Origin of the sequence: Lewinella cohaerens DSM 23179, assembly GCF_000379805.1 — a bacterium.
Lineage (GTDB): Bacteria > Bacteroidota > Bacteroidia > Chitinophagales > Saprospiraceae > Lewinella > Lewinella cohaerens.
Window position 1 is genome coordinate 139,001 of the sequence record NZ_KB903536.1, and the last position, 26,094, is coordinate 165,094.

The window sequence follows — 26,094 nt, forward strand, 5'->3', positions numbered from 1 at the left end:
CGGTGCCAGTATAGACCCTTCTACCGGTGAAGTCAGTGATGTTTTGGATAATTATGAAATCATATACACCTGGATCGATGACTGTGGTGACCCGCAATCCATTACAGAAGAACTGGTATTAACTCCTCCCCCACCGCCACCTGTTGTTGATGCTTTTTATGAATTTTGTCCTGAAGACAATTCCACCATCTTTCCTGACGGTAGCGGAGATTTCTTCTCTCTTTATGATGATGAATTTGCAACAGATCCTATCTCAAACGGCAGTGGCTTCGACTTTTTGGATTACCTGGAACCCGGTGACCCAGAAATGGAGTTTTTCGTTTCTCAAACCATTGATGATTGTGAAAGTGAGTTGGTTCCTTTTTCAGTAATCATTTACGGTGACTCCCCTCCTATCATTGATCCCGAGTTCATCGTTTGTGAAGGAGACGAGGTCTTCCTGGAGCCCCAATCAGGCAACGACAACAACAATTCCGACTTCTACTTTTATTCAGACCCCGGGTTGAGTGATCTTTTGGCTAGCGGCGAGTCTTATACTTTCACGCCTACAGCAAGTACCACCATTTACATTACAGAATTAAACGAGATATGTGAATCGGTTCCTGAACCTGTAGAAATCACAGTCGACACACCGCCTGTAGCTACTGTAGCGGAGCCCGTTTGTTATGCCAACAATGCCCTTTACAGCATTCTAATCACAACCAATGCGGTAGATGTTATCCCCAGTTCCGGTTTAGCTATCAACAATAATGATGGCACCTTCTCGATTATCGATATTCCTTCCGGGAACTTCCTCGATCTTATTCTTGAAAATTCTACAGGCGACTGTAACAGTCTCTTGGAACTGCCCGACTTTGATTGTGGCTGTGCGGCACCTCCTGCTCCCGTCAGCAATGGTGATCTTACCATTTGTGCAGGAGAAATGATCCCTACTTTAAGTGTCAACGTGGGGGCTGGCCAAACCGTCGATTGGTACGACGCGCCTACCGATGGCAACCTATTACTAGCAGGCAACACCAGCTTTACACCTACTGCAGCTGGCACTTACTATGCAGAAACTCGCCTCATCGTAGACGGCTGTGTTAGTAGCACCCGAACTGCTGTAAGTCTGACCATCAACCCGGTTCCAAGCCTTACTTCCAGCATGGTTGATTGTGCACCAAGCCTACTTACCTACACCGTAACATTGGAAATTGCCAACGCTGCATCTATTACCGTTAACACAGGCATGGTCACCGACAACGGCGGTGGTAGTTTTACCGTTAGTAACATCCCCGTAGGAACAGACCTTTCGTTTACTGCATTCGGAACAGACATGAACTGTACTTTCGGGCCCGAAATGATAGCTTCACCTGTCTGCCCCTGTCCGGTGATCAACGATCCTGTTACCACGCAAAACATCACCATTTGTCCGAGTGACCCGGTGCCGACCTTAAATGTCACCGTAGACCCAGGGCAGACTGCCGACTGGTACGATCAAGCAAGTGGCGGCAACCTACTGGCAAGCAATACCCTAAGTTTTACACCACCAAGCACTGGCACCTTTTATGTAGAAGCCCGCGACCCTGTAAATGACTGTGTAAGTAATCGAATTTCCGTTACGATCAATACCAGTCCTGCACCTACTTATACCGTTCAGGGCACTAGCTGTGCAGCTGATTTACTCACCTATCAGGTACAGCTTACTACCGGAAGTAGCAACCAGTTGGTAACAAATGCAGGCATAGTCACAGACAATGGCGGTGGTAGCTTTACCGTTACCGGAATTCCTGCTGGCATGGACCTCACTGTGACCATTACGAATATGACTACAACTTGTAGCATCACCGATATTATTACCGCACCAGATTGTAATTGCGCCGNGGTAGCAGCACCAATGAGTGCCGGAGATGTGAGTATTTGTACAGGCACGCCCATCCCTACCTTAAATGTCAATGTCCTTGCTGGTGAAACCGTCGATTGGTACGATGCACCTGTTGGAGGGACGCTTTTAGCAAGTAATAACACGTCGTTTACGCCAACAATGGCAGGCACCTACTACGCCGAAACCAGGGTATTAGCCGATGGCTGTGTGAGTGCTGTACGTACAGCAGTTACCTTGACCATCAACCCAACGCCGGTATTCAACAGTTTTGATACTATTTGCGCACCCGACTTACTAACCTATACCGTAACACTGAGTATCACTGATGCTGCTTCGCTAACGACCAACGCCGGAGATATAACCGATATGGGGGGAGGCAACTTTACCATCAGTAATATTCCTGCCGGAACAAACCTTACGTACACCGCCTTCAATAGCGACGCCTCTTGTTCGCTAGGGCCTAATATCATAGGGGCGCCATCTTGTCCATGCCCTACGATAACAGCTCCTGTACCTGACCCGGTAGCAAGCATTTGCCCTGGTGATCCCATTCCAACCCTTAGTGTTACCGCCGAGGCGGGACTGACGGCCGATTGGTACGACGATCCCGTAGGTGGAAGCCTATTGGCCAGTGGCACCTTGACGTTCACACCAGCCACCGCTGGCACCTACTACGCAGAAGCTCGTGATCCCGTAAATAATTGTATCAGTGAAAGGGTTGCCCTGACCATCATTACGAATCCAACACCTAATTTTTCTGTTATAGATGCCGTCTGTGCCTTGGATTTATTGAGCTACCAAGTCACCTTACAAGTAAACAATGCCGACGAGCTCATCGTCAATACCGGGATGATCACCGACAATGGAGGTGGCAGCTATACCGTCACAGGCATTCCTTCGGGTACCAACCTAATGCTTACGCTCAACAATACCCTTACTGGCTGTTCGGCCAACGGCAATGTACCCGCACTCGATTGTACTTGCGGCACGGTAAACCCTCCGATGAGCAGTGGTAACATCAGTATCTGTGATGGAGAACCTATTCCTGATTTGACTGTAACCGTCTTGGCTGGCCAAACCGTCGACTGGTACGATGCCCCAAGTGATGGCAACTTGCTCTTGGCGGGGAGTACCACCTTTGCGGCAACCGTTTCCGGTACATACTATGCCGAAACCAGGGTTGTGATTGATGACTGCGTGAGCTTTGCAAGAACTCCGGTCATGCTCACGATTAACCCCAGCCCTACCATAGTCGATTTCTCCGCCAGCTGTGCGCCCAATCTATTGACGTATGAAGTAGTGATTTCAACCACCAATACAGCTAGTTTACAAACTGATTTTGGAACCATCGTAAACAATGGCGGCGGTAATTATACGATTTCGGGTATTCCAGCGGGAACAGACGTAACCTTTTCCGCTTTCAACGCAGACATGAGCTGTAGTGCAGGCCCACAAACCGTAACTGCACCTGATTGTAGTTGCCCAATGATCACTCCTCCCGTCTCTGGTGGTGACCTTGCCATCTGCGCAGGAGCACCGATACCAAACTTGAGCGTAACGGTCGGCGCGAATGAGACGGCCGATTGGTACGATGCCGCTATCGGAGGCAACCTGCTGGCCTCAGCAAGCTTGAATTTCCTACCTCCTGCTCCAGGAACCTATTTTGCGGAAGCAAGAAACACCATCAATAACTGTGTCAGTGCAAGGGTAGCTGTTTCGTTTACCGAAAACCCGATTCCATCCTTTACACTTTTGGATACCATTTGTGCACCAAATTTACTTACGTATCAAGTCGAGCTTCAGGTCAGTAATGCCGACCAGGTCAGCCCTAGTTTAGGTAACCTTGTCGATAATGGTGGTGGCAGTTATACCATCACAGATATTCCAAGTGGGCTGGCCTTAAATTTTACACTCAACAATACCACTACAGGCTGTAGCCTCTCTGCCAGTACGATGGCTCCCAATTGTAGTTGTCCTACGCTAGATCCACCGATGAGCAATGGTAACGTTGCCATTTGTGATGGCGATCCTTTACCGACCCTTACCGTAATGGTGGCTGCCGGCCAAACGGTAGATTGGTACACTGCTGGTAGTGGAGGAATGCTGCTTTTGGCTGACAATACCAGCTTTACACCTACCTCACCAGGCACCTATTTTGCTGAGGCCCGTGATCCTGTAAACAACTGTGTGAGTGATAGCCGCACCGCCATTACTATTATCGTCAATCCTACACCAGTGCTTGACGCCAGTGATGCCGTTTGTGCACCAGATTTATTAACTTATACCGTGACTTTAGCCTTGACCAATACGGCCACCATTCAGGTCAACGAGGGGATCGTCACCAACCTGGGAGGTGGAAATTTCACCATCAATGGTATTCCTGCTGGCGTAGACTTCACCTATACAGCCTTTAATACCGGCATGAGTTGCTCCCTTGGGCCACTGATGATTACCGCACCCGATTGTTCTTGCCCGATGGTGGCTCCACCGACTACCGGAAACGACCCAATGATTTGTGCAGGTGACCCCATCCCTACCCTATCCGTAATGGTAGCAAACGGGTTTACCGTCGACTGGTACGATGCCCCAACCGGCGGAAATCAGTTACTAATGGGTAGCGTGACCTACACCCCTACTGCTGTAGGAACCTACTACGCTGAAGCTCGGGATATCGTTAATAATTGTGTCAGTGGACGAATTGCCATTACGATCATCGAAAATAGCGTAGCGCCCCCAGTTAGTGCTGGCGACGAAGCTATCTGTGCAGGTGAGCCCCTACCCGCTTTGAGCGCAATACCAGCGGCAGGCGAAACCATCGACTGGTACGACGCTCCAACCGGTGGAAATTTACTCCTGATGGGAAGTACCACGTATCAACCTACTCTTGCGGGAACCTACTACGCCGAAGCTCGCAGCACGACCAATGGCTGTACCAGCAATGCACGTATTGCCGTGACTTTAATGATTTTTGACCTTCCGATTCCTTCCGTAAGCAGTAGCAACGACCCAGGGTGTGACGACAACGATGGCAGTATTACCCTCGCTGCCAGTGGAGGCTTGATGCCCTACCAATACCAAATCAACAACGGCACACTCCAGGATGATCCCACTTTCGGTGGATTAGGCGTAGGCAATTATGACCTCCAAGTTGTTGATGCCAATGGATGTAGCGATAACCTGACACAAGCTTTAAGCCCTCCGGCTGCGATTGAAGCTACCATAGCGGCCAACGGCCTGATCACTTGTGCTTCCGCTGAAGTTTTATTAGACGCTGCTGGTTCGACCACTGGTGCATCTATTACTTATGCTTGGGAAGATCCTACTGGTAGCCCTTTACCTGAAACGGGCCTTAATGCTGCCGCCCTTGCTCCTGGCAACTACACCTTGGTAGTTACCGATACGGAGACCAATTGTAGCAATACCGCCACCGTCAATGTACAAGCGGATTTGCAAGCTCCCAACCTTCAGACCGGAGACGATGGCCTGATCACTTGCGAAGCAGAGAGCGCTACGCTTTCCGCCAGTAGCAGCACGCCCAATGTCAGCTATACCTGGGAAGCGCTCAGCGGAGGAGAGATTTCAGGAGCAACCAACCTGGCTAGCATTACCGCTTTAGCTGCGGGTTTCTACCAGGTAACGGTGTTCAATCCCGAGAATGGTTGTTCGCAAGTAGATGTCATTGAAGTAACAGAGATTATCAACACCGCTATTGATGTAGAGGTTGCCTTTGAGCCACCTAGCTGCCTTGGTGATGAAAATGGCAGTATATTATTGACCCCAGCAGTTCCTGGCCAAGTGTTGCTATTTGCTCCTGAAGGAGAAGCCTTTAGTTTAAACAGCACATTTTTCAACCTCGGCGCGGGTGTTTATAATTTCACGGTGCAAGACGAATTTGGCTGTGAGGTGGGTACAAGTGTAACCTTACCCAATGGCAACGACCTCACCGTAGAGCTTGGTGAAGACATCTATCTAAAACTTGGAGAAGTGGCCCAGTTTGACCCCATCTCCAGCACTCCAGAAACCTTGTTGGCCGGTATAGCATGGACCAACCCCCAATTGCTGGATTGCGACACTTGTCTTCAGGCTTCTACGCTAAGTGACTTGGTCAACACCACTCCCTTTCAGCTGACTATCACCGATAGTCTAGGCTGTACCGCCACCGATAACATCCGCGTATTTATCGACCGGACAAGGCATGTTTATATCCCAAATATCTTCTCGCCCAACAATGATGGCAGCAATGATATCCTCTTCGTAAGTGGTGGTGCGGATATTGAAAGCATCAGGTCTTTCTCGATATTCAACCGCTGGGGAGAGCTTGTCTTTGAAGAAAATGACTTTCTACCGAATACGCCATCCTCAGGTTGGGATGGTAAAACGCGCAATGGGCAACCACTCAATCCCGCCGTTTTCGTCTACATGATCGAAATTCGATTTACGGACGGAGAGACGGAGTTATTTAGTGGAGATGTTATATTGATGAAGTAAGGATTGTGAAACCCACAAGATTCCATTTTATTTCCTAGCTTTTTGGCCAGCGCGAATAAAATGGAATCTCGTGGGTCTCTAATTTTTCATGAAAAATACCTCGGAGAGGTGGAATATTGGTAGAAAAAGATAAAACAAACGATGAAACGACCTCGGATGAGGTCGCATAATGACAAGAAGTATTTTTTTGATTCTTCCTACCCAAAATAGAGCGTTAAAAACCGTCATATTACCGTAATCTTGGATTGAATACCCCAATCAAATATCAAGCTAAAAAAATGAGAATTGCAAACATTATTTTTTCAGCATTGATCGTCCTAACCTTAGTTCTTGGTCATTCCTGTGAAGATAATAATGGTACAAAAATTGAAGGCCAAGAAAAATCTGTTAATCAGGATAAAGAGCTACTTAGCAAAAAGCAAATTCCTGATAGTACAGCGAAAATGACGCTGAGGGATTATCAGACAACCCAAGATTACTATTATTGGAATGCAGACATATCTGATACCGCAAACTATATGTGTAGTATCAGGTTTAGAAAAGAATACTTAGAATATTGGTTTCACGGCCAATGTGTGTTGACCTTTTTTACATATCTAAAAGAAAATGATGAGGTTGAAATGCTATGGTCTTATAAGGAGGATTGCATCATAGATTTACCTTTTGATATTCGCCCTATCCATGGCGTTCCTTCCCCAAAGCCATTTTCAGCATTTGCAAAATACAGCTTAGTAGCACCTGATAAAATCAAAGTAGACTACATTTATGATAGCTGGGTTAAACAAGTGAACAGGATAACAGGCGATTCAATCTTTCCTGTAAATTTCTTTTTAGAGCGTTAACATCAGAAAATTATGAATAAGTGGCTGGTTAAACTCCTATTCTTATCTTTGGAATGACCGCAAAGAAGCCTTTAACAACATCATTTCAATACTTTCTTTCACCTCTAGTCCATTATTATGCTCTATGGGGATGGAAGAAGGTACAAGTGTTTCCTCCGACCCATCAGACATTTTCGCACTAATTTTATAAGTAAATGTACTGTTACTTCCCCCTTGGCGATGAGTACGTAAGAGCTTAAGTTTTTCTATATCTGCGACAGGCAAGGAAATAGGCCTGTGCCAATACAACGGACTGGTTTCCACCACAATACGCATATTACCCAGTCGAATGATCGTAGTATTCAAGTAAATAGCCAGGCAGAAATAAAGTAAAAACAAGCCACCTATAAAAAAGGGCAAGGGAAATAATTTCAATAAAAATGGACCTTCATCTATCAAAGTGACAACATAAATACTACCTGCCAAAATACAGATACCCAAAATAGCTGCTACGAACAAATGTAGCCAATTGAACCACTTGAATTGAATTTGTTTCATAGCAAATCCAGCTTAATCATTTTTAGTTTCGTTTGCGTATTGTGTGAAAGGCCGCCCCAAGGCTAGGCCCTAAAGATGCTCTTAAACGATTATAGTTATTGTTATCTCTTCAAGTTCAACAATATCTCCTGGTCTTAATTTCTTTCTTTTTCTGAATTCTTGTTCGCCATTTACAGTGACCAAGCCATCTTCAACGATCATTTTTGCATGGCCTCCGCTTTGAGCTATTTGCTTTATTTTCAATAAATTTATTAATTCAATAAACTCATCTGTTGGCCTTATTTTGAATGTATCTTTTTCCATTATTTATTTTTTATTAGCTGAACTTCCAGCATTTTGCCGGAAGTTCAGCTAAACCACTTAGTAGCGGGTATAATCTTATTTTTGTAAAACAAATGGCTTCAATACCAACTTGTTATCCACTTTTATTTTCACAAAGTAATAACCATTGGCAATCGTTGGGTCTAGATTAAATTGAAACGCATTTTTTCCAGCTTCTCTTTGTTGTGTCGGCATCAATTCCGCAATTACTTGGCCATACACGTTTAGCACGGAAATAGCAATTTCTGAAGCATTTTCCAATGCTACCTCAAGGTTCAATTCACTTGCTGTAGGGTTAGGAAATATATTAGCATTTAAACTTGACTGTAGAACATTTTCATTGTCAGAAATCACACCTTCAAAAAAAGACATAACAGGAAGTAAATTTGCGGTGAGCATTTCAAAGTCAGTTACCAGTGTGATGTCAAAAAAATACGTTAGTACTTTAGATGTTCCATTGTCATAATAAGCTGCCGAAATACTATCTGCTAACACATAGTCAGCATCTCCCATTCTGTAAACTGGGGTAGCATCATCAACCAAGGACACACCGTCTGCATACCATAAGGTAGGAAACTGCCAAGTCAAATCATTCAATCCTGGAATTACCGTATTAGCATCAGGAAGCATCATGGGTACGCCTACTTCTCCATCGTCATTAAATGATTCTACATCAAACGAGGTTACGCCCATATAGTCATAGGCAAATTCTCCAGCGGAAAAGGTAACAGGTGCTAGTCCGTAACGGTCGAAAAAGAAATCATTACCAACTAACCATAAGTTTCCACCTCCATTGAGGTAGCTTTTCAGCGAAGCATTGTCCTCTTCGATTCCGTTCCAAAACAATAACTCGGCCCCATCACTTGAAGTATGCCATATTACTAAATCAAAATTATTCATGTATAAATCCGAAGGGCCGGCTGCACTGTCTACCGCATTGTAATAGGTAGCATCGTAGTCTATTGCTTCTAAGCCTGCATAAAAATATTCAGCATTGCCAAATTCGTCAGCAGAATCATCAACAAAAAGTACAGAAACCTGTCCAAACAAGTTGGTGAAACTCATTGCGACAAAAAGCAAAAACAACGTAAATCTTGTTTTCATAAAAATGTATTATTGGTTAAATAAGAGGTTGTATTTTTCAGGTATTATGGGAAATAGATCAGTTTATTCAGTTGGATTCCTCCAGCGATAGTAACGATGAATATACCTTGGGGAATCATTGGTACATCTAAGCGGTACATCCCTTTTCCTGATGATAAATTTATAGCTTTTGAAAACATTTCTTTCCCTTCAAGACTATAAATCTTCAAGTCAACCCCTTGTAAGTCAGCGAGCTGATATTCAAGGGTAAGTTTTCCTGGAGTCGAAAACATATTCAGGGTGTTTTCAGGATTTTCAGCCAGAACAGAAGACGTTATATCCACCGTGAATTCTTGAGTCGTGGATGGCGGCGAACAAAAGTATAATTCATTCCATGTTAGAACTCTCCAGTAATAGTTCAAACCCGACAACCAGGGGTGGCTGATGGAAGTAGCGTTTTGAGTAGTGATCACTCCTTGAGGGTCTAAATCAAAATCAGGAGAACGGTCATACTCGATATAATAATACTGAGCGCCAGGCACGACCTCCCAAGAAAAGTCCAGGGTATTACTCGTAATGTTCACCATTCCAGCTGGAGCAATGAGCTCCGCTAATGACGCCAATGAATCAGCTGTTGGAGTGTAACCGGGGTGAAGATATTCACGAGATGGATGTTCCAAGTCGAGTTGCATAATCGCTATCTGTTCTTCTGAAAATACTTGCCGGCAGCTATTGCTGAAGTAGGACATGATCAACCTTTCGTCAGGATTGACTAAAACATTATCAGGATCTGTCGCTCCACCTGCGTAGTCGCAAGACTGTGTCCAATCAATACCAAAATTATAATCTGGGGGAGTGTCGCACAATAAATCTCCTGCTTCAGCACAATTAGAGCCGTCCATTTTTTCAGTTAAGGTGACGCCATTCGAAGCAATTTCCGGGCTTGGATTACCATGAATCGCAACATCCCAAGCCTGGCCATCCCATCCGAAGTGTGGATGCAACAAGGCAAATAAATGGCCAATTTCATGCGCTAAGGTCTTATTTCCGGACACGAAAACACTCTTTTGAAGTAAAACCCAATCCCTGTTGGCATCATAAAGTCCTACCACATTACTTGCGCCAACCGAATTAACAACGAATACATTCAGCGCGGAATCTCGCCTTTCGTTCTGCATAGCCAATTGATTGATGGCGAAATTGTTATCCATGAAAACACCATCATGATCAACAAAATTAATTCCATTACTTGGCAAATAAAAAGAGATTCCTGTAGTAGCATACAAATCATTTAGTTCACACAACACCTCCAAAGCAGTGGCTACTTTTGCTCGCCCTACCCCATTGTCTCTTGCTACCAAATGTAGCGCAATAGGAATTTTGTATTCATTGGTGGTGAATGTACTCAAGTCATTTGATGACAAATGCGCTAAATACTTGGGCAGCCAGGTAGATTGATCCTCATCGGAGATTCCACAATCTTGGCTAAAAAGAGGGAGCAGAAAAAGAGAGCCGACAATAAATAAAATTGCTTTGTAAAACATTGATAGTTGTTTTATTGCACAATACTTGACGGCCCAATATATTGAGAATATACCTGCTATTCTAGCTCATTGCAGTTAATAGACTTGTTCTGCCCCAAGGGCTGGAATCAGCCAACTCAATCCGGAACATCCAGTAACCCTAACTCCTGGGTATCGTCTACAAGACCCACTCGCAATGTTTTGGTAGTAGCATTGGCGCTACCAGCAGCACCTCCAAAATCAGAAGCCGTCAGTTCCCATTCGGCATCCACCACAGCATACGATTGATTGTAAATGATCGTATTGAGCTGACCAGCAATCAAGTACCCCGACCATGGGTCAGACCGCCGCCCCTGCCAGACTAATTCCCGGAAATTCGCTCCGTCACTGGCGATGGCATATTCGTCTCTATCAATACTCAGCTCCATGAAGTCGGTAGGCCAGTTCACCCGCATCATCAAAGCAGCTAATCCGCCCGCGTCGCTTCCGGAAAATCGAAAACGGTACAGGGTGTTGCGCTGCAAATGAAGTACTTTATTACTGAGGTCATCCTCCGAAGTGATCCGCAAAACCCCACCCGGTAGGCCACTGGTGATCTCAAAAATAAACGTAGGTGGTGTCCGATCCTGCGCGGGAATGGTGACTGCACACCTTGAAAACAAACCCAGTGCGAGGAACGCCAATAAGTAAATACGGATTTTCATAGCTGTTTTTTTAGTGTTTATTTATAATTATAGTCCTCCTAAGCAGGATTTTTGATTTCTAACTTACTCTTTTTTCTATTCTTTTTCAACCTCCCAAAGTTGTTTATACAATGCACCACGAAACTTATCATTCAATTCATAACCAGGGGGACGTACTTCATTGTTTTGCGACATAATGACTCCTACAAAATTACGTTTAGGGTCTGCCCAAAAATAAGTACACTCATACCCTCCTCCAATCCAAAGCCCGGCCTCACCTTGTTCTTTTACTCTCATGGAATCACCGCTGATCCAAAGGTTATAACCATTGTATCCATAAGGACTATCTGTTTGGGTGTGAGGAGCATAAATATCTTCAACGGTTTCTTTTTCTAAGAACTGGTAGCCATTCAGCTTGCCTCTTTGCAACAACATTCTTACAAAATCTGCGTACCCATCCGNCGTTGCAACCATTCCTTCTCCGCCTAAATACAATTCGTGATTCAAGGCATAATCCGGTACATCGGGTCCAAAAATATCTAACTCTCCTCTTTTGGCTTCTCGCAAAATGGAATCCCTGCCTGTAAACTTTGGTAATAGTTTTTCCTGATCAGGAAGCCTGTATTGCAAACCTTCAATATTCATCGGACCAGTCACTCGCTCAGCTACTAATTGCTTTAGATTTTTACCAGTTGCCCTTTCTGCAACTATACCTAAAACTGTTGTGTTTGTGCCATAAAAATAATCAGTTCCAGAATGTTGGACTAATGGCAATTTTGCTATCCTCTCGATAAAGTCATCAGCGTTTTTTGCCATTGGTAAATTTTGTTCCGCAAAAAGGGAATCCAAACAAGGAAAACCTGTGGTCGCATAATAAAATCCCGCTTCATGATTAATGAGATGGAGGATCGTCATAACAGAATCATTTGGCACAAATTGAATAGGGCATATATCATTTCTATTTCCCCATTCATATTCTGCTAGGCTTTTCCCTTCCTTTGAAACGGCAACTGGCAGGTTTTTAAACTCAGGAATATATTTTGAGACAGGCTCATTTATTTTTAGAATTCCATCTTCAATCAAGTCCAAAACAACAGAAATGGTTACGATTTTGCTCATCGACCAGATCCGAATCCATGTATTTCCATCGACCTTGGTATCAGGCAATAGATTTTCATTCACAGAACTATGCTCATAAATAACATTCCCCTCCAAATCTTCTAACCTTGCATAAACAAATGGGTAAAAATTTTCCTCCACAAAATGATTCAACACCTTATCTAATTCAATTGGGTCTGTAATCTTTAAGGCTGCTGTATTGCCTTCATTTTGGCAAGAATGAATGATGACAATGAAAAAAAGCAAACAAATAAGATGGCTAACTTGTAGTTGCATAGTTCTTTATTTATTGGGCTTGCGAGGGCTTAGCTTAATGGCATTGGTACCACAATATACCTATCATTTTTTCATTAATTCTCGTATTAACTTTATCATTGTTTTAAACGAAATATCAGGATGCGCGACCTGATTTACGGTTCCAGCAACATATATATCTTCTTTGGGGCTATAATAAGCCAATGCACCTGAAAGCCCTGAATGACCTATAAAATAGGGCACAGCACCTGTTGGATTAAAAAGCCACGGCAGTTTAAATAAATGAATACCTGTTCCTGACTTCATTGGAAAAAATATCTTGTTCCATTCTTGCAATTCATCAATGTATTCTGACGGGAATAACTTGCCTCTAAAAAATGATTCGATAAACAGGAGCATATCAGCTGATGTTGAGACGATTCCTCCGTCAGCACCGAAAGACATCATTGCTTTGGGTATGTTCAACTCGTAAGTTTTATAGTAAAGCCCCTTAGGCCTCTTGTCGGCAAAGTCAAGATACAGGTATGTGTTTGACAAACCGAGCGGACTTACAATAAAATCGTGACAGCATGCTGAATACGGTTTATTTGTGATGACTTCTATGATTTTACCCAGCAACTGAAAATTTGAATCAGCGTAATGAGCTTTGTTCTTTTTACCCGGAGGAAAAAGCGGTTTCATTGCTTTGGTTCTTTCAATAGCTTGTTGAAAAGTCCAAAATTGGTCGTTACCGTTTTTGAGGTCGCCTTCCAAGCTTTTCCCATCTGTTCCCTTACCTTGAAAATAATCAGGAAGCCCGGAAGTATGGGCCATTAGGTGCTTAATTGTTAATTCGTCCGAGTAGTCTTTTCCTTTATAAACGTGTAAGCCATTCAGAATTGATGCCTCTAAATACTTGCTGACTTTGTCTTCAATATTCAGTTTGCCTTCTGACCTCAAGCGTAGAATAATTGCAGTAGTAAATAATTTTGTCGTGCTGGCAATAAAGTAAGGTTGGTCTTTAGATAAATCCCCTGAAGCCCCAACCCAAGTCAAACTATCATTTTTTACGGCAAACGATGTCCCAAACACCTTCTTCCCGTCAACTGTTTTGTCTAAGACCGCTTGTAATAATTTTTCTTTTCCAGTCATGATTTTGTTGTTGTTCCTATATCCAAAGGATGGCAATATTGTTATTGAGCTAGCTTACAATTAGTAGTAAGGCTACTCGGCGTGCAGCGAGAGTAGCCTTAAGACCTAGGCATTGTTCGCCATTTTGTATCAATACACTTCCCGTAAACCCAATGTCCTCCAGGTAAGCTTCTGCTGAAACGTAGTCGGCAGCCAAATCTGGCTGGATAGCACTGTCATCATCCGTACATGCACTCATAGCTGCCACGAACAATATCATAATTGATAATCTGATTTTTTTCACAAGAGTTGTCATTGTTATTTCTTTTATAAATGAAATGATGACTCAAAATTCAGATTATTCAATCGACCAATCATCCCAAATTATAATACGGGACGAAAACATGAAATTCGGAACCTTTTACGATTGTTGTTTGCTGTTGGGTGGTTTGTATATACCCGTTGCTAAGTGGTTTCGGCTTACACATAAGCCCCTCCTAGTGAACGAAAATTCAACGTTAGTAGTCTGCGCAACTCTGACTTGTATGACTTGGTGTCATTGAGAAAATCGATTATTCCGTCTTTGAATTTTGAATAGGTATCGTAGTAAATAGAGCTTATAGCTTTTTTGCGCATAAACTTCCATCAATAATGCCAAACTGGTTATTTTTCATCATCACTACATTATTTCACACCTCACCGAACTATTCCCTCCCTTCACACCTTACATAATTAGCGAAAATTCGCTAAATTGCGCAACGAACGAAACGGCTCCCGTTTCAAAGGAAGGATTTAAGAGCATATTGGGGCATATTGCCAACTGATTTTCAATAAGTTCTAAGTATCTTCCCTTAAAGTCTACAATTACCAAATACATAAATCAATACCCATCAATGAGTAGAAGAATCCGCAAAGCAGCTGTACTTGGCTCCGGTGTTATGGGCTCCGGCATTGCCTGCCATTTTGCCAACATCGGTCTGGAAGTCCTGCTGCTGGACATCGTGCCCAGAGACTTGAGTGATGACGAAAAAAGCAAGCCTCAGGCTCGCAACCGCATCGTAAATGGTGCCTTGATGAAAGCCATCAAAAGCAAACCGGCCCCACTGTATGACAAGGCCTTCGCCAGCCGTATCCAGACCGGCAACTTTGAAGACGATTTTGAAAAAATCGGCGATTGCGACTGGGTCATCGAAGTGGTCATCGAGCGCCTCGATATTAAGAAACAAATTTTTGAGAAAGTCGACAAGTACCGCAAGGCCGGTTCTTTGGTGACCTCCAACACTTCTGGTATTCCGATTCACATGATGACGGATGGCCGCAGTGACGATTTCAAAGCTCACTTCTGTGGTACACACTTCTTTAACCCGCCGCGTTACCTGCGCCTGTTTGAGATCATCCCTACGCCGGACACGAGTAAAGAGGTCATCGACTTCTTTATGCACTACGGTGATGTTTTCCTAGGTAAGCAGACCGTTCTGGCCAAAGACACGCCGGCCTTTATTGGCAACCGGATTGGTGTTTACGCGATGGCAAAAATCTACCAACTCACTACGGACCTCGGGCTCCCGATCAGTACCGTAGATAAGCTGACCGGCCCTGCTGTTGGGCGACCAAAGACGGGCACTTACCGACTGGGCGACCTCGTAGGCCATGACACCAGTGTAAACGTCATCAAAGGCATCAAAGACAACTGCCCCGACGATGAGCAGGCTGCTACCTTTGAGGTGCCAAAGTATATGCAGTTTCTGGTGGAGAACAAGTTTCTCGGTAATAAAACTGGCCAAGGATTCTACAAAAAGATCAAAGGTGAAGATGGGAAGCGCCAAATTCTGGAGCTTAACCTGGAAACACTGGAATATGAAGAGGCCACCAAGATGGATCTTCCCAGCCTGAAAGCAGGCAAGCAGATCGAGGACCTGACCAAGCGCATCCAATACCTCTTCAAGGCAGAAGACAAAGGCGGAGAATTGGTTCGCCGCAGTTTGGCGGGCTTATTCGCCTACGTCTCGAACCGTATTCCTGAAATCTCGGACACCCTCTACAGCATAGATGATGCCATGACGGCGGGTTACGCCTGGGAAATCGGTCCATTTCAATACTGGGATGCTGTAGGTATCGAAGCAGGCATCGAAGCCGCTGAAGCGGAAGGCCAAACCGTTGCCCAATGGGTGAAAGATATGCTTGCTGCTGGCCACAGTAGCTTCTACAAGCGCGAAGGCGGGCAACTCAAATACTACGACATTACCCAAAAGGCATACGTCGTGAAGCCTGGCACCGAGTCCTTTATCATTCTGGACAACTACCGTGACCAAGCTCCTGTTTTCAAAAACAGTGAAGTTATCCTTCATGACATTGGTGATGGCGTGCTGAACCTGGAATTCATCAGCGCTCACAACTCTATTGGCGAAGGTGTACTGCGGGGCATCAACGAGGCCATCCAAATTGCCGAAGATGGGGATTGGAAAGGCTTGGTGATCGGCAATAACGCGACCAACTTCAGCGTAGGTGCCAACTTGATGATGATCGGTATGCTGGCTTACCAGCAGGAATACGATCAGCTGAATATGGCCATCAACCTGTTTCAACAAACGACTATGCGTTGTCGCTACAGCAGCATTCCGGTGGTAGCAGCTACCCAGGGCTACGTCTTTGGTGGCGGCTGTGAAACCCTCATGCACTGTGATGGCGCCGTAATGGCTGCTGAATCTTACATTGGCTTGGTGGAAGTAGGCGTAGGCCTGATTCCCGGCGGTGGCGGCACCAAGGAGTTTGCGCTCCGTGCCAGCGATCAGTTCTTTGAAGGCGATGTGCAGATTCCTACCTTGATTGACAAGTTCAAAACCATCGCTATGGCATCGGTGGCTACTTCAGCTTACGAAGCTTACAACATGGGCTACGCCCTTGAAAGCCGTGACGAAGTGGCACTGAACAAAGATCGTAATATCGCACTGGCGAAGCACAAAGTCCTGGACCTTGCGCGTAGCTACACACAGCCATTGATTCGGCAAGATATCACAGTGCTCGGTCGTACTGGCCTGGCAGCTCTCTACGCTGCAGCCAACGAGCTACAGCTCGGTAAATACGCCAGCGCACACGATATCACTATCGCCAAGAAAGTGGCTTTCGTCCTTTGTGGCGGCGACCTTACCGGCGTACAAAAAGTGAGCGAACAATACCTATTGGATGTCGAAAGAGAAGCCTTCTTGAGCCTTTGCGGCGAACAGAAGACACTCGAACGCATTCAGCACATGTTGCAAACGAATAAGCCGTTGAGAAATTAAAGGGTATTTGGTACTGGGTACTGGGTATCAGGTATAGAGTAAAGAGATTGTCCTTGCGGACTTTAGGTAAAGGGATTTTATACACGATCACATTTTTTTGAACTTATGCATGATTTTAGAAAATTGAATATTTGGAACGACGCTATGGATTTAGCCGTAAACGTCTATCAACTAACCAATGAACTTCCTTCTGAGGAAATCTATAACCTGAGTCATCAGATCAAAAAATCAGTGGTGTCTATCCCTTCTAATATTGCAGAAGGAGCGGGTCGGAATTCAAACAATGAATTCAATCAGTTTTTAGGCTTTGCCACTGGCTCATCCTATGAACTCGAAACCCAAGTGCTACTCAGTGAACGCTTGAACTTTCTTAGCAAGGAAGAAGTCAATCCTATCATTGAAGAGTTACACTCCTTGCAAAAACGCATTTACAATTTTAAAAAATTCATTAAAAAATAGGAGAGACAGAGCGTACAGTGGAATCTTAATCCCTCTACCCTCTACCTCTCTTCCATATACGCGAAAGCCATGGAAGCATATATCATAAAAGGTTACCGTTCCGCCGTTGGCAGGGCCAAGAAGGGCGGTTTTAAAAACTATCGTTCGGATGATCTGGCGGTAGATGTGATTAAAAAATTGATGGCAGATACGCCAGAGCTGGACCCACGTTTGGTAGACGACCTGATTGTAGGTTGTGCCAACCCTGAAGGGGAGCAAGGCTTGCAGATTGGTCGCCAGATTTCGGTACGTGCTTTGGGGAAAGAAGTCCCAGGAGTGACGGTCAATCGTTATTGTGCTTCTGGTTTGGAGACCATTGCTATGGCTACGGCTAAGATCAAGGCAGGGATGGGCCATATCTTCATCGCTGGTGGTGCCGAGAGCATGAGCAGTATTCCGATGACCGGGTATAAGCTGGCTCCTAGCTACCAAGTGGCAAGTACTACACCTGACTACCTGGTGAGTATGGGAATCACGGCAGAGGCCGTCTCCAATAAATACAACATCAGTCGTGAGAAGGCCGATGAGTTTGCTTACAACTCGCACGTTAAAGCAGCTGCCGCTATTGATGCGGGCAAGTTTGATGACGAGATCGTTCCCGTGGAGGTGCCTGACGTTTTTGTAAAAGACGGCAAGCGGGTGGAAAGCTCGCATACGGTAGCCATGGACGAAGGCGTACGTCGCAGCACCACGGTAGAAGCACTCGCAAAACTACGTCCGGTGTTTGCACAAGGTGGCGTTGTGACCGCAGGTAATTCTTCTCAAACCAGTGACGGTGTAGCCTTCACCATCGTGATGAGCGAAGAAATGGTCAAACAACTGGGGCTAGACCCTGTTGCTCGCTTGGTCAACTGTGCTGTAGGTGGTGTTGATCCGCTATACATGGGTATTGGTCCTTGTGTAGCTATCCCAAAGGTATTGAAGCAGGCAGGAATGAAGCTCAGCGACATTCAAGCAATAGAACTCAACGAAGCTTTTGCAGCCCAGTCTTTGGCTGTTATCCAGGAAGCAGGCCTCAATCCGGATATCGTCAATGTAAACGGTGGCGCTATTGCATTGGGTCACCCGCTGGGTTGTACCGGTGCTAAGTTGTCCATTCAATTGATCAACGAAATGCGCCGTAGCAATCAACGTTATGGCATGGTGACTGCCTGTGTAGGTGGCGGTCAGGGTATTGCGGGGATTATTGAGCGGTTCAAATAGGGGTTAGGTGGTTTGATGGTTAGGTGGTTAGATGGTTGATGGGGAATATGCCTCGCAGGGATGCCTTCGGCAAAATCCCTAAAAGACTGGTGAATTTACCTAAAACAACTACGCGCATCGAGCCTCCCTTACCCTGCGAAACACAACCCGAAACAATGCCATTTTGATAATGGGAAGGGACGGGGATGGGGCCAAGAGCCGGTTTGATGGTTGATGGTTGATGGTTGATGGAAATTAGCCGCCACAGGCGATGCTACTCATCGATCTAGTCAGCAATCGATTCTGCCAGCGGGGATCCAGCCTCGACGCTGCGAGTCGGTTCCGCCAGCGGAGCCCACCTCCGACCATGCGGGCCACCTCCTCCCGAGCGGAGGATATGGGCGGGCCGTGGCCCGTGAGGAAAGGGTTAATGATTTTCTAAAATAGAAAGGCTTGAGTTGGGCGTTTGTCCACTCAAGCCTTTTGTTTTTTTGATGCTCTGTAAGACTATTTTTTCTAACTTCACTTCCTGAACTCATATTGAAATCTTTATGGCCTCCAACCCTCCAATATTCATAGCTTCTCCGGTGCAACGGTGTGGGACTACACTGATCCAGCGGTTACTCTCCTCCTCTTCAGACACGCTCATTTTTGGAGAGTCGGTAGCTAATGATGTCCATATTTATGCCAGTCTTTATCAGAACAAGCAATTGATGATCGGTGGGCCGCATAATGCCTGGCGCGACCAGCAACTGGCTCAGGTACTGGAGGGCGATGTAAATGCCTGGATACCTGATTTGCTGCCCGCCCGGGATGCTTATTTGGCCAGTTACAGAAAAGCCTTATTGGATTATTGCGACTTCCTGCAACAGTATGTCGAAACGCAAGGCCGTAGCGGATGGGGTTGTAAATTGCCAGGCTGGCCGATCCCGCAATTGGATTACTTACAAGGACTGATTCCTGGTACTAAGGTCATTTACATTCACCGAGATTTAGAAGCTTGTGTGGTTTCTGCCCGCAGCATCAATATGTGTCTTGATGAGCCAAGCACCCAGCAATTTCGCCAAATGTATGCTTTCCAACATGCGGAAGCAGAACGCCGTCTACAGCGCGAAGCAGTAATGTGGATTGATTATAAAGAATTGGTAGAACACCCCGACAAGGTTATTGCACAATTGGTAGCCTTTACCGGTATCGATGGGATTGATGCCGGGGTGATGGCGCATAAAATCGGGAATTATCCCGCCACGTAGAGACGCGATGCATCGCGTCTCCACATGCCGAATGCAACCTCTACGCTAGTTGTGTTTGCGGGATGTTTTTTGTTTGGGTGAGGTTTGACCTCCTCCACCCTTCGGGCACCTCCTCCGAAGGAGGACACACCACGGTGGAGGGCGAAGGGCAGGGCCCGGAGCCCATATCAGCCAGGGATGGCAGTGGAATGCGCACAGCGTAGCGAGCACATTATAACCCCGACCGTCAGGTACGGGGGGATGCCAACTTATTTTTCGCCAAGCCCTTGACAATTTTTTAGCCCTCCAATTCGTTTAGCTAGCGCAACTATCAAAAATGACCAGTTAGGTTTCCTGCCTTACCAAGTCCATAAAAATTAGAGGTACTGTTTTATCAGTAGTTTGTACCTTTGTCTTCACCCTTCAGAAGAGCCGGATTCCGGTAATAATTACACTTTTGCTATTCTTGATCATTGATCTCGGAATATGGTTTTCCATTTTCCACATTCTCATTTAGCACCACTAGCGTATGAACCGTATTTTACTACTTTTAGCCTTTTCTCTTTTTGTTGTTACCAGCCAAGCCCAAATTGGGATACAGGTCGTTGTAGACAGCGGGATGGCCAGTTCTGAATGTACCGACGGCCCATTTGGAGGAGCACCAGACCCTTTGTTTGCCGTTGCTGCCGAGGGTGGAGCATACAGCTACTACCCCGACATTGGCGTTTGCTACAACACGCTGCCAGACACCATTTACCAAGCCAATTTCCCCTGCCCTGCGGCTGTGCCAATGACCGTGGAAATTTGTCTGCAAGTAACCGAAAATGACGCGATTCTTCAACCCCCTTTAGGTTGTGATATCCAGGAGAGCTGCACGGAAACCATCTGTGACTTTTTTGTTGTTCCGATGGTGGGCAATACTGCTAATTATTCTTTGTCTATCAATGTCCCTGGTTCTTCAAGTGGGTCGGTCGACTTCAGTATACAGACCGATGGTTTTGCCTTTCCTGACAATGACCTTATTTGTAATGCTGTTGACCTGGGCACCATCGTTTATGGAGATACCCTTGGCGACATGACGGTGGGCAACTATGCCAACCTCTGCGCTACGGACATTGGAGAAATCAACCCACAGAGTTTGGGCTACTACTTTACGAACCAGGCCGGTGTATGGTTTAAGTTCAACACAGGGCCCAACCCTAGTGGTTTATTTGTGGTACAGGGGCTCAGCGACCCCAATAATGTCGGCGAACCCATTGATTTAGAGATGGGTGTTTTTCTTACCGACAACAATGCTTGCGACGGCAATTTGGTCGCGCTTTCCGGCTATAATTTCACCAGTAATGGCTTTGACCATGAGTTCAGAATGCCTTGCCCGGAACCCAATCGAGATTATTACATCTGGGTAGATGGTGCCAACAACGGTGGTGACTACCGGGGTATCTTCGGCCTACAGGTGTGGGATGCGGGGGTTCCTGATGGTGGCGATTTGCGCTGTGATGTGATGGATTTGGGTATTGTGCCCGAAGGCGGGAGTGTAAGTACTCCTGAACCTATTGCTAATTTTTGCGCTACGGATGTTCAAGATCCTTTTCTTCCTACTTTCGTAAGTCAGCATTCCGTCTGGCTTAGCTTTACGGCACCGCCATCTGGCCACGTTATTATTGAGGGCATTTCAGATACCGTCAAACAACCTATCGGTATTCAACTGGCTTTGTACCGCTCGTTTAACAATACCTGTAGTGGCTTTTTCAGCTACGTTACCAGCCAATTTACGCCTGCCGATTTAGATGAGACGATGGAGGTCACCTGCCTTTATCCAGGAAGGGTTTACTATATTTTGATCGACGGATCAGGAAGTGCCTCCAGGGGGATTTTTGAACTAAGCGTAACGGACGCCGGCGATATTACGCCTGTCAACAATCAGACCATCACCCTCTGTGCAGGAGAAACGCTGGAAGTGGGCCCCAATGACTATACGACCACAGGATTGTACTATGACACCCTACAGGTTTTCCAAGGCTGTGATAGTATTGTCATCAGTGATTTGACGGTACTTGAAGAATTGGTGCTTACCGTGGAACAAACCCAACCAGCCATAGGCATTGATGGTACAGACGGTGTAGGAATTGCTTCTGCAACGGGCGGACTAGGTGACTACACCTTTACCTGGTGTACTGGCGAAACGGGGCCAATGGCCACCAACCTCGTCGCCGGGGAGCAATGCTGTGTGCAAGTGACCGATGAAAATGGCTGTATGGATGAAGTATGTTTCACCGTAGAGTTTACCACGGCGATCATTCCTATATTTATGAATGACACCCTCCTGTGTAATGGCGATACAGATGGATTGATCACTTTCTCTGCAATTAACGGCGTTATTCCCTACGACTACGCCTGGAGTAACATGGCAGGAACCCTGACGGGAAGTGGCCAGATACTGACCGAAGGAGGAAGTGCGGACATTCCGGACTTGCCCGCAGGCAGTTATGAGATCATCTTGAATGATAACTTTTTCGACACGACCTTTACTGTTCTTGTGGTACAACCCGATGAACTACAGATCGCATTGCAAGACGCGGTGGATGCTTCTTGTTTTGCTTTTTGCGACGGCAGTATCAGCACGCTTGTCAGTGGAGGCACCATGCCCTATACCTACAACTGGACCAACGGAGTAAGCAATAACGAACTGGCCACTGGATTGTGTACCGGCAGCTACGAGCTAGAAGTCGTTGATGCCAACGGTTGTATTGCCACCTTAAACACCAACATAGACCAACCCGCAGAATTTATAGCTACGGCCAGTATGGTGCAGGAAGTATCCTGTTTTGCTGGTGCAGACGGTGTTGCACAAGTCGTAGACAACGGTAACTCTGTTGCATGGAACTGGACGAGCGGCAGCATGACTCAAATTGCAGACCAACTACCCGCTGGTACCTATACCGTGGAAGTCACCAATGGCGATGGATGTCGTGACACTACTGATGTGACCATCACAGAGCCGCTAGCACCCTTGACGGTAGCGATTGAAGAACTTGCCCCTGTCAGCTGTTTCGACAGTCAGGACGGGCAGCTTGGTGCCTTGGTCAATGGGCCTTTTGCGACCTTGGCTTACAACTGGAGCAACGCTGCCATCACCCAAAACATCAGCAACCTGGACATTGGCACCTATGACCTTTTGGTGACCAATGAAAAAGGCTGTGAGGCCATGGCAACCTATACCCTGGATCAGCCCACCGAAGTAGTGGCGGAATCTTTCGCTATTGATATCAACTGTGTAGATGGCCCTAATGCGGGCGTCATCACGGTAGAGAACGTGAGTGGTGGAACCCCTGGCTATACTTATGGCCTGGATGGCGGCAATTTTGGTGCAGTGCCCCTATTTGAGGGGTTGACTGCCGGCACCTATGAAGTTATCGTTCGCGATGCAGCAGGGTGTGAATTGCCTTTATTGACTAACATTTTCCCGCCACCACCTATTTCTGTCGCCTTACTTGGAGACAGTATCGTGAAGCTGGGTGATGAGCTTACACTTACTGCGCAGAGTAGCAGCTTTGATGTGCTCTACTCTTGGTCGCACGCGGATACCTTGAGTGGTAATACTGCACTGCTTCAACCAATGGAATCCTGGGTATACGAGGTCAGTGTTTTTGATACGCTTACCTTTTGTTCTGCCACAGATTATCTACGTGTTTTTGTAGATAGCAAGCCGAGGATATTTGTTCCAAACATCTTTTCTCCAAACGGCGATGGTAGCAACGATACCTTCATTCCCTATGCTGGTAACGACGTGGTGAGCTTCAAAAGCCTGCGCATCTTCGCCCGAAACGGTCAACTGATTTATGAGCAAGCCGACCTCCTCCCCGGCGATACGAGTCGTGGCTGGGATGGTACCTTCCGGGGTGAGTCCTTGAACCCTGACGTCTTTGTTTTCTTCATGGAAGTAGAATTTTTCGACGGCAGGGTGGAGATCGTCAAGGGGGATGTGACGTTGATTAGGTAAGGGGGTATTGGTTTGATGGTTGATTGTTAGATTGTTAGATGGTTGTTTGGTTTCGCTAGTAGCTTCAAACATGTCCGAACCTAGTATTTCCTACAGGTTGAATTCACGAATGTCAGCCGTAGCAAAACACGCCTAAACATCCTCGTGCACCAAGCCTCCCTTCCCCAACGAAACACAACCCGAAACAATGCCATTTTGACAATGGGAAGGGCCGGGGATGGGGCTAAGGGCAGGTTAGATGGTTAAAAATCAAAATCTGACATCTTAAATTTCATCAAACCTGAAATTTATGGGTAGAGGCTATTCATTGAAGTATGTATATATTAAGTCCTCAATACATTGATATTTCGCAAAAAAATAAAGCACAAAATCTATGAAACGCGCGCTCTTTTTTCCGACTAAAGTTCTAGGAATCTCTTTGAGTCTGTTTTTTGCCTTTGCCCTTCTATTTCTCTGTTACTCCTGTCAGTCAGAAGGATGGGGAGGGAATAGTAATGAAGGCCAAAGCAATTTGAATCCATCAGAATATGTTAATGAAGAATTCCGGTGGAGGATAATAAAGCCACAAAATTCTAAATTTGAGGATATGAAAAAATCTCTTCGTGACATTAACGAAGGAAAAGAATTATTAGAAGAGGAAAATGCTGGTGCAATAACTACGGATAAATCAGAGCTTTTGGTCACCATAAGAAGAAGTGAATTAGGTAAAATTCAGGTAAGCAAAATAAATCACAACGAAGATTTATCATTGACATGGGATGATTACTTGAATACCTATCGTGACTTTGTTTATAAAAACTATTCTCAACTTGGCTTTACGGTTGACAGTAGCTCACAACTTTCGCAAATTGATAGTGTGTATTTTAACACCTTAACCTTTGCACTTGTAGAACCACAGTCTGGCGTCAAAATGACGCATCATATCTATAAAAAATACTACCCCGAAAAGAAGGCGGAATTCGTAATCAATGTTACATACGACCATGGCCAAGATAAATACCTTCTCTTGAGAGCCCTGGGGCAATCTGAATTTTATTGAGAATAACATATTACCTATTTTCAATCGTACTTAAATGACCTTATATTCCTTATATGGTTCAAAAACCTACCAAACATCTACTATAAAAGGAGCGTTATGATAACGTCTTTCCGACATTGTTTTCAAACATGAATTACCAACTTATATGCAATTTGTAGAAGATTTAAAGAACGTTATTTACGAGTATTATGAATTACTGGTAAATTATTTACCCAGAATCGTATTGGCGTTCTTGGTGCTTATTATCGCACTGGCGATTGCTAGCCGGGCGAAGCGAGCCATGCGGACTCGCCTTAACAAGACCATGGATGACCCCTTACTGGCCGATTTCTTGTCCCAAATCCTGAAGGTCTGCTTGATCATTGTGGCTTTTCTGCTTTTCCTGAGTATCATAGGCCTTAGTGGTGCTGCCGGTGGACTCTTAGCTGGTGCCGGGGTTTCTGCCTTCATTATTGGCTTTGCCTTTAAGGATATTGGTGAGAACTTTCTGGCGGGTATCATCATGGCTTTTGATCGCCCATTCCGGATCGGTGATGTGGTCGAAATTGGTGGTAAGACAGGTAAAATCATTGGTCTGACCTTGCGCGATACGCATGTAAAAACCTTTGATGGTAAAGACGTATATATACCCAACGGGATGATTGTCCGCAACCCTATTGTCAACCTTACCATTGATGGTTTTCTGCGGCACGATTTTTCCGTCCGCCTTGCTTCTGATTCTGATATGGATAAGGTGATCGCTTTTGTAAGAGGTATCCTTGAACAGGTAGATGGCGTATTGCAGGATGATCGGGCACCCAACGTTTTCATTTCCGATTACGAACCTAGCGGCATGACGCTCACCGTGCAATACTGGTTTAACACCAATGATCCTAATGTCTCCTCTTTGGCGCTCAAGACCCAGGTGATTCAGCGATCTGTTCGTGGGTTAAAGGATGCAGGCTACCACCTTCCTGCGGATGTCCGTGAAATTAAAATCACGCACGACGTAGGCGACAAAGACGTCGTCATCCCAGCTGCCGGAGCGTAATAAA

General features: G+C 45.5%; 17 protein-coding genes. 9 read left to right on the plus strand and 8 right to left on the minus strand.

The genetic code is table 11. The features are described from left to right. The first annotated feature begins 307 nt into the window (after window positions 1–307). Together A3EU_RS0107200 and A3EU_RS0107205 are read left to right on the plus strand one after the other, a co-directional pair. A complete protein-coding gene (locus tag A3EU_RS0107200) occupies window positions 308–6,352 on the plus strand; it encodes an Ig-like domain-containing protein (RefSeq protein ID WP_425412657.1) in 6,045 nt (2,014 codons plus the stop codon). Window positions 6,353–6,630: 278 nt separating this feature from the next. Continuing rightward, on the plus strand, window positions 6,631–7,194 hold the full coding sequence (locus tag A3EU_RS0107205; RefSeq protein ID WP_020535465.1) for a hypothetical protein: 564 nt from the start codon (window positions 6,631–6,633) through the stop codon (window positions 7,192–7,194). Window positions 7,195–7,236: 42 nt separating this feature from the next. Here A3EU_RS0107205 and A3EU_RS0107210 read toward each other — a convergent pair whose 3' ends face one another. From A3EU_RS0107210 to A3EU_RS0107245, 8 genes are all read right to left on the minus strand, one after another. Then, window positions 7,237–7,731: a hypothetical protein gene (locus A3EU_RS0107210; RefSeq protein WP_020535466.1), complete on the minus strand. Its 495-nt coding sequence runs from the start codon at window positions 7,729–7,731 to the stop codon at window positions 7,237–7,239. Between the two features lie 81 nt (window positions 7,732–7,812). Next, window positions 7,813–8,034 (minus strand): RNA-binding S4 domain-containing protein, encoded by a 222-nt coding sequence (locus A3EU_RS0107215; protein WP_020535467.1) that lies wholly within the window; start codon window positions 8,032–8,034, stop codon window positions 7,813–7,815. Between the two features lie 75 nt (window positions 8,035–8,109). Continuing rightward, window positions 8,110–9,156, minus strand: coding sequence for a T9SS type A sorting domain-containing protein (locus A3EU_RS0107220; protein WP_020535468.1), 1,047 nt, complete (start codon window positions 9,154–9,156; stop codon window positions 8,110–8,112). A 44-nt stretch (window positions 9,157–9,200) separates the two neighbouring features. After that, window positions 9,201–10,679, minus strand: coding sequence for a zinc metalloprotease (locus A3EU_RS0107225; RefSeq protein ID WP_020535469.1), 1,479 nt, complete (start codon window positions 10,677–10,679; stop codon window positions 9,201–9,203). Window positions 10,680–10,795: 116 nt separating this feature from the next. Then, a complete protein-coding gene (locus tag A3EU_RS0107230; RefSeq protein ID WP_020535470.1) occupies window positions 10,796–11,362 on the minus strand; it encodes a hypothetical protein in 567 nt (188 codons plus the stop codon). 75 nt (window positions 11,363–11,437) lie between these two features. Then, window positions 11,438–12,736: a serine hydrolase domain-containing protein gene (locus A3EU_RS0107235; RefSeq protein WP_020535471.1), complete on the minus strand. Its 1,299-nt coding sequence runs from the start codon at window positions 12,734–12,736 to the stop codon at window positions 11,438–11,440. Window positions 12,737–12,799: 63 nt separating this feature from the next. After that, entirely contained in the window at window positions 12,800–13,846 is a 1,047-nt protein-coding gene (locus A3EU_RS0107240; RefSeq protein ID WP_020535472.1) for a serine hydrolase domain-containing protein, read from the minus strand. 49 nt (window positions 13,847–13,895) lie between these two features. Next, the gene (locus tag A3EU_RS0107245; protein ID WP_020535473.1) at window positions 13,896–14,105 is read right to left on the minus strand and encodes a hypothetical protein; all 210 of its coding nucleotides are present in this window, start codon (window positions 14,103–14,105) and stop codon (window positions 13,896–13,898) included. Window positions 14,106–14,718: 613 nt separating this feature from the next. On the opposite strand from A3EU_RS0107245, the gene A3EU_RS0107250 reads away from it, so the two are divergent. From A3EU_RS0107250 to A3EU_RS29685, 7 genes are all read left to right on the plus strand, one after another. After that, window positions 14,719–17,106, plus strand: a complete 2,388-nt coding sequence (locus A3EU_RS0107250; RefSeq protein WP_020535474.1) for a 3-hydroxyacyl-CoA dehydrogenase/enoyl-CoA hydratase family protein — start codon at window positions 14,719–14,721, stop codon at window positions 17,104–17,106. Window positions 17,107–17,211: 105 nt separating this feature from the next. Then, window positions 17,212–17,565, plus strand: a complete 354-nt coding sequence (locus tag A3EU_RS0107255; protein ID WP_026211272.1) for a four helix bundle protein — start codon at window positions 17,212–17,214, stop codon at window positions 17,563–17,565. 69 nt (window positions 17,566–17,634) lie between these two features. Then, window positions 17,635–18,807 carry a thiolase family protein gene (locus A3EU_RS0107260; protein ID WP_020535476.1) on the plus strand — a complete coding sequence of 391 codons (1,173 nt, stop codon included), beginning with the start codon at window positions 17,635–17,637 and terminating at the stop codon, window positions 18,805–18,807. A 530-nt stretch (window positions 18,808–19,337) separates the two neighbouring features. Then, window positions 19,338–20,039 (plus strand): sulfotransferase family protein, encoded by a 702-nt coding sequence (locus A3EU_RS0107265; protein WP_020535477.1) that lies wholly within the window; start codon window positions 19,338–19,340, stop codon window positions 20,037–20,039. A gap of 508 nt (window positions 20,040–20,547) precedes the next feature. Further along, window positions 20,548–24,021, plus strand: a complete 3,474-nt coding sequence (locus tag A3EU_RS0107270) for a T9SS type B sorting domain-containing protein (protein ID WP_020535478.1) — start codon at window positions 20,548–20,550, stop codon at window positions 24,019–24,021. A gap of 373 nt (window positions 24,022–24,394) precedes the next feature. Further along, entirely contained in the window at window positions 24,395–25,060 is a 666-nt protein-coding gene (locus A3EU_RS0107275) for a hypothetical protein (protein ID WP_020535479.1), read from the plus strand. 145 nt (window positions 25,061–25,205) lie between these two features. Beyond that, the gene (locus A3EU_RS29685; protein WP_020535480.1) at window positions 25,206–26,090 is read left to right on the plus strand and encodes a mechanosensitive ion channel family protein; all 885 of its coding nucleotides are present in this window, start codon (window positions 25,206–25,208) and stop codon (window positions 26,088–26,090) included. The last annotated feature ends 4 nt before the right edge of the window (window positions 26,091–26,094 follow it).

Bases quoted from the DNA above. Each gene is read 5' to 3' on its own strand.
- A3EU_RS0107205 (WP_020535465.1), top strand. From the start codon at position 6,631: ATGAGAATTGCAAACATTATTTTTTCAGCATTGATCGTCCTAACCTTA.
- A3EU_RS0107210 (WP_020535466.1), bottom strand. From the start codon at position 7,731: ATGAAACAAATTCAATTCAAGTGGTTCAATTGGCTACATTTGTTCGTA.
- A3EU_RS0107215 (WP_020535467.1), bottom strand. From the start codon at position 8,034: ATGGAAAAAGATACATTCAAAATAAGGCCAACAGATGAGTTTATTGAA.
- A3EU_RS0107220 (WP_020535468.1), bottom strand. From the start codon at position 9,156: ATGAAAACAAGATTTACGTTGTTTTTGCTTTTTGTCGCAATGAGTTTC.
- A3EU_RS0107225 (WP_020535469.1), bottom strand. From the start codon at position 10,679: ATGTTTTACAAAGCAATTTTATTTATTGTCGGCTCTCTTTTTCTGCTC.
- A3EU_RS0107230 (WP_020535470.1), bottom strand. From the start codon at position 11,362: ATGAAAATCCGTATTTACTTATTGGCGTTCCTCGCACTGGGTTTGTTT.
- A3EU_RS0107240 (WP_020535472.1), bottom strand. From the start codon at position 13,846: ATGACTGGAAAAGAAAAATTATTACAAGCGGTCTTAGACAAAACAGTT.
- A3EU_RS0107245 (WP_020535473.1), bottom strand. From the start codon at position 14,105: ATGATATTGTTCGTGGCAGCTATGAGTGCATGTACGGATGATGACAGT.
- A3EU_RS0107250 (WP_020535474.1), top strand. From the start codon at position 14,719: ATGAGTAGAAGAATCCGCAAAGCAGCTGTACTTGGCTCCGGTGTTATG.
- A3EU_RS0107255 (WP_026211272.1), top strand. From the start codon at position 17,212: ATGCATGATTTTAGAAAATTGAATATTTGGAACGACGCTATGGATTTA.
- A3EU_RS0107260 (WP_020535476.1), top strand. From the start codon at position 17,635: ATGGAAGCATATATCATAAAAGGTTACCGTTCCGCCGTTGGCAGGGCC.
- A3EU_RS0107265 (WP_020535477.1), top strand. From the start codon at position 19,338: ATGGCCTCCAACCCTCCAATATTCATAGCTTCTCCGGTGCAACGGTGT.
- A3EU_RS0107270 (WP_020535478.1), top strand. From the start codon at position 20,548: ATGAACCGTATTTTACTACTTTTAGCCTTTTCTCTTTTTGTTGTTACC.
- A3EU_RS0107275 (WP_020535479.1), top strand. From the start codon at position 24,395: ATGAAACGCGCGCTCTTTTTTCCGACTAAAGTTCTAGGAATCTCTTTG.
- A3EU_RS29685 (WP_020535480.1), top strand. From the start codon at position 25,206: ATGCAATTTGTAGAAGATTTAAAGAACGTTATTTACGAGTATTATGAA.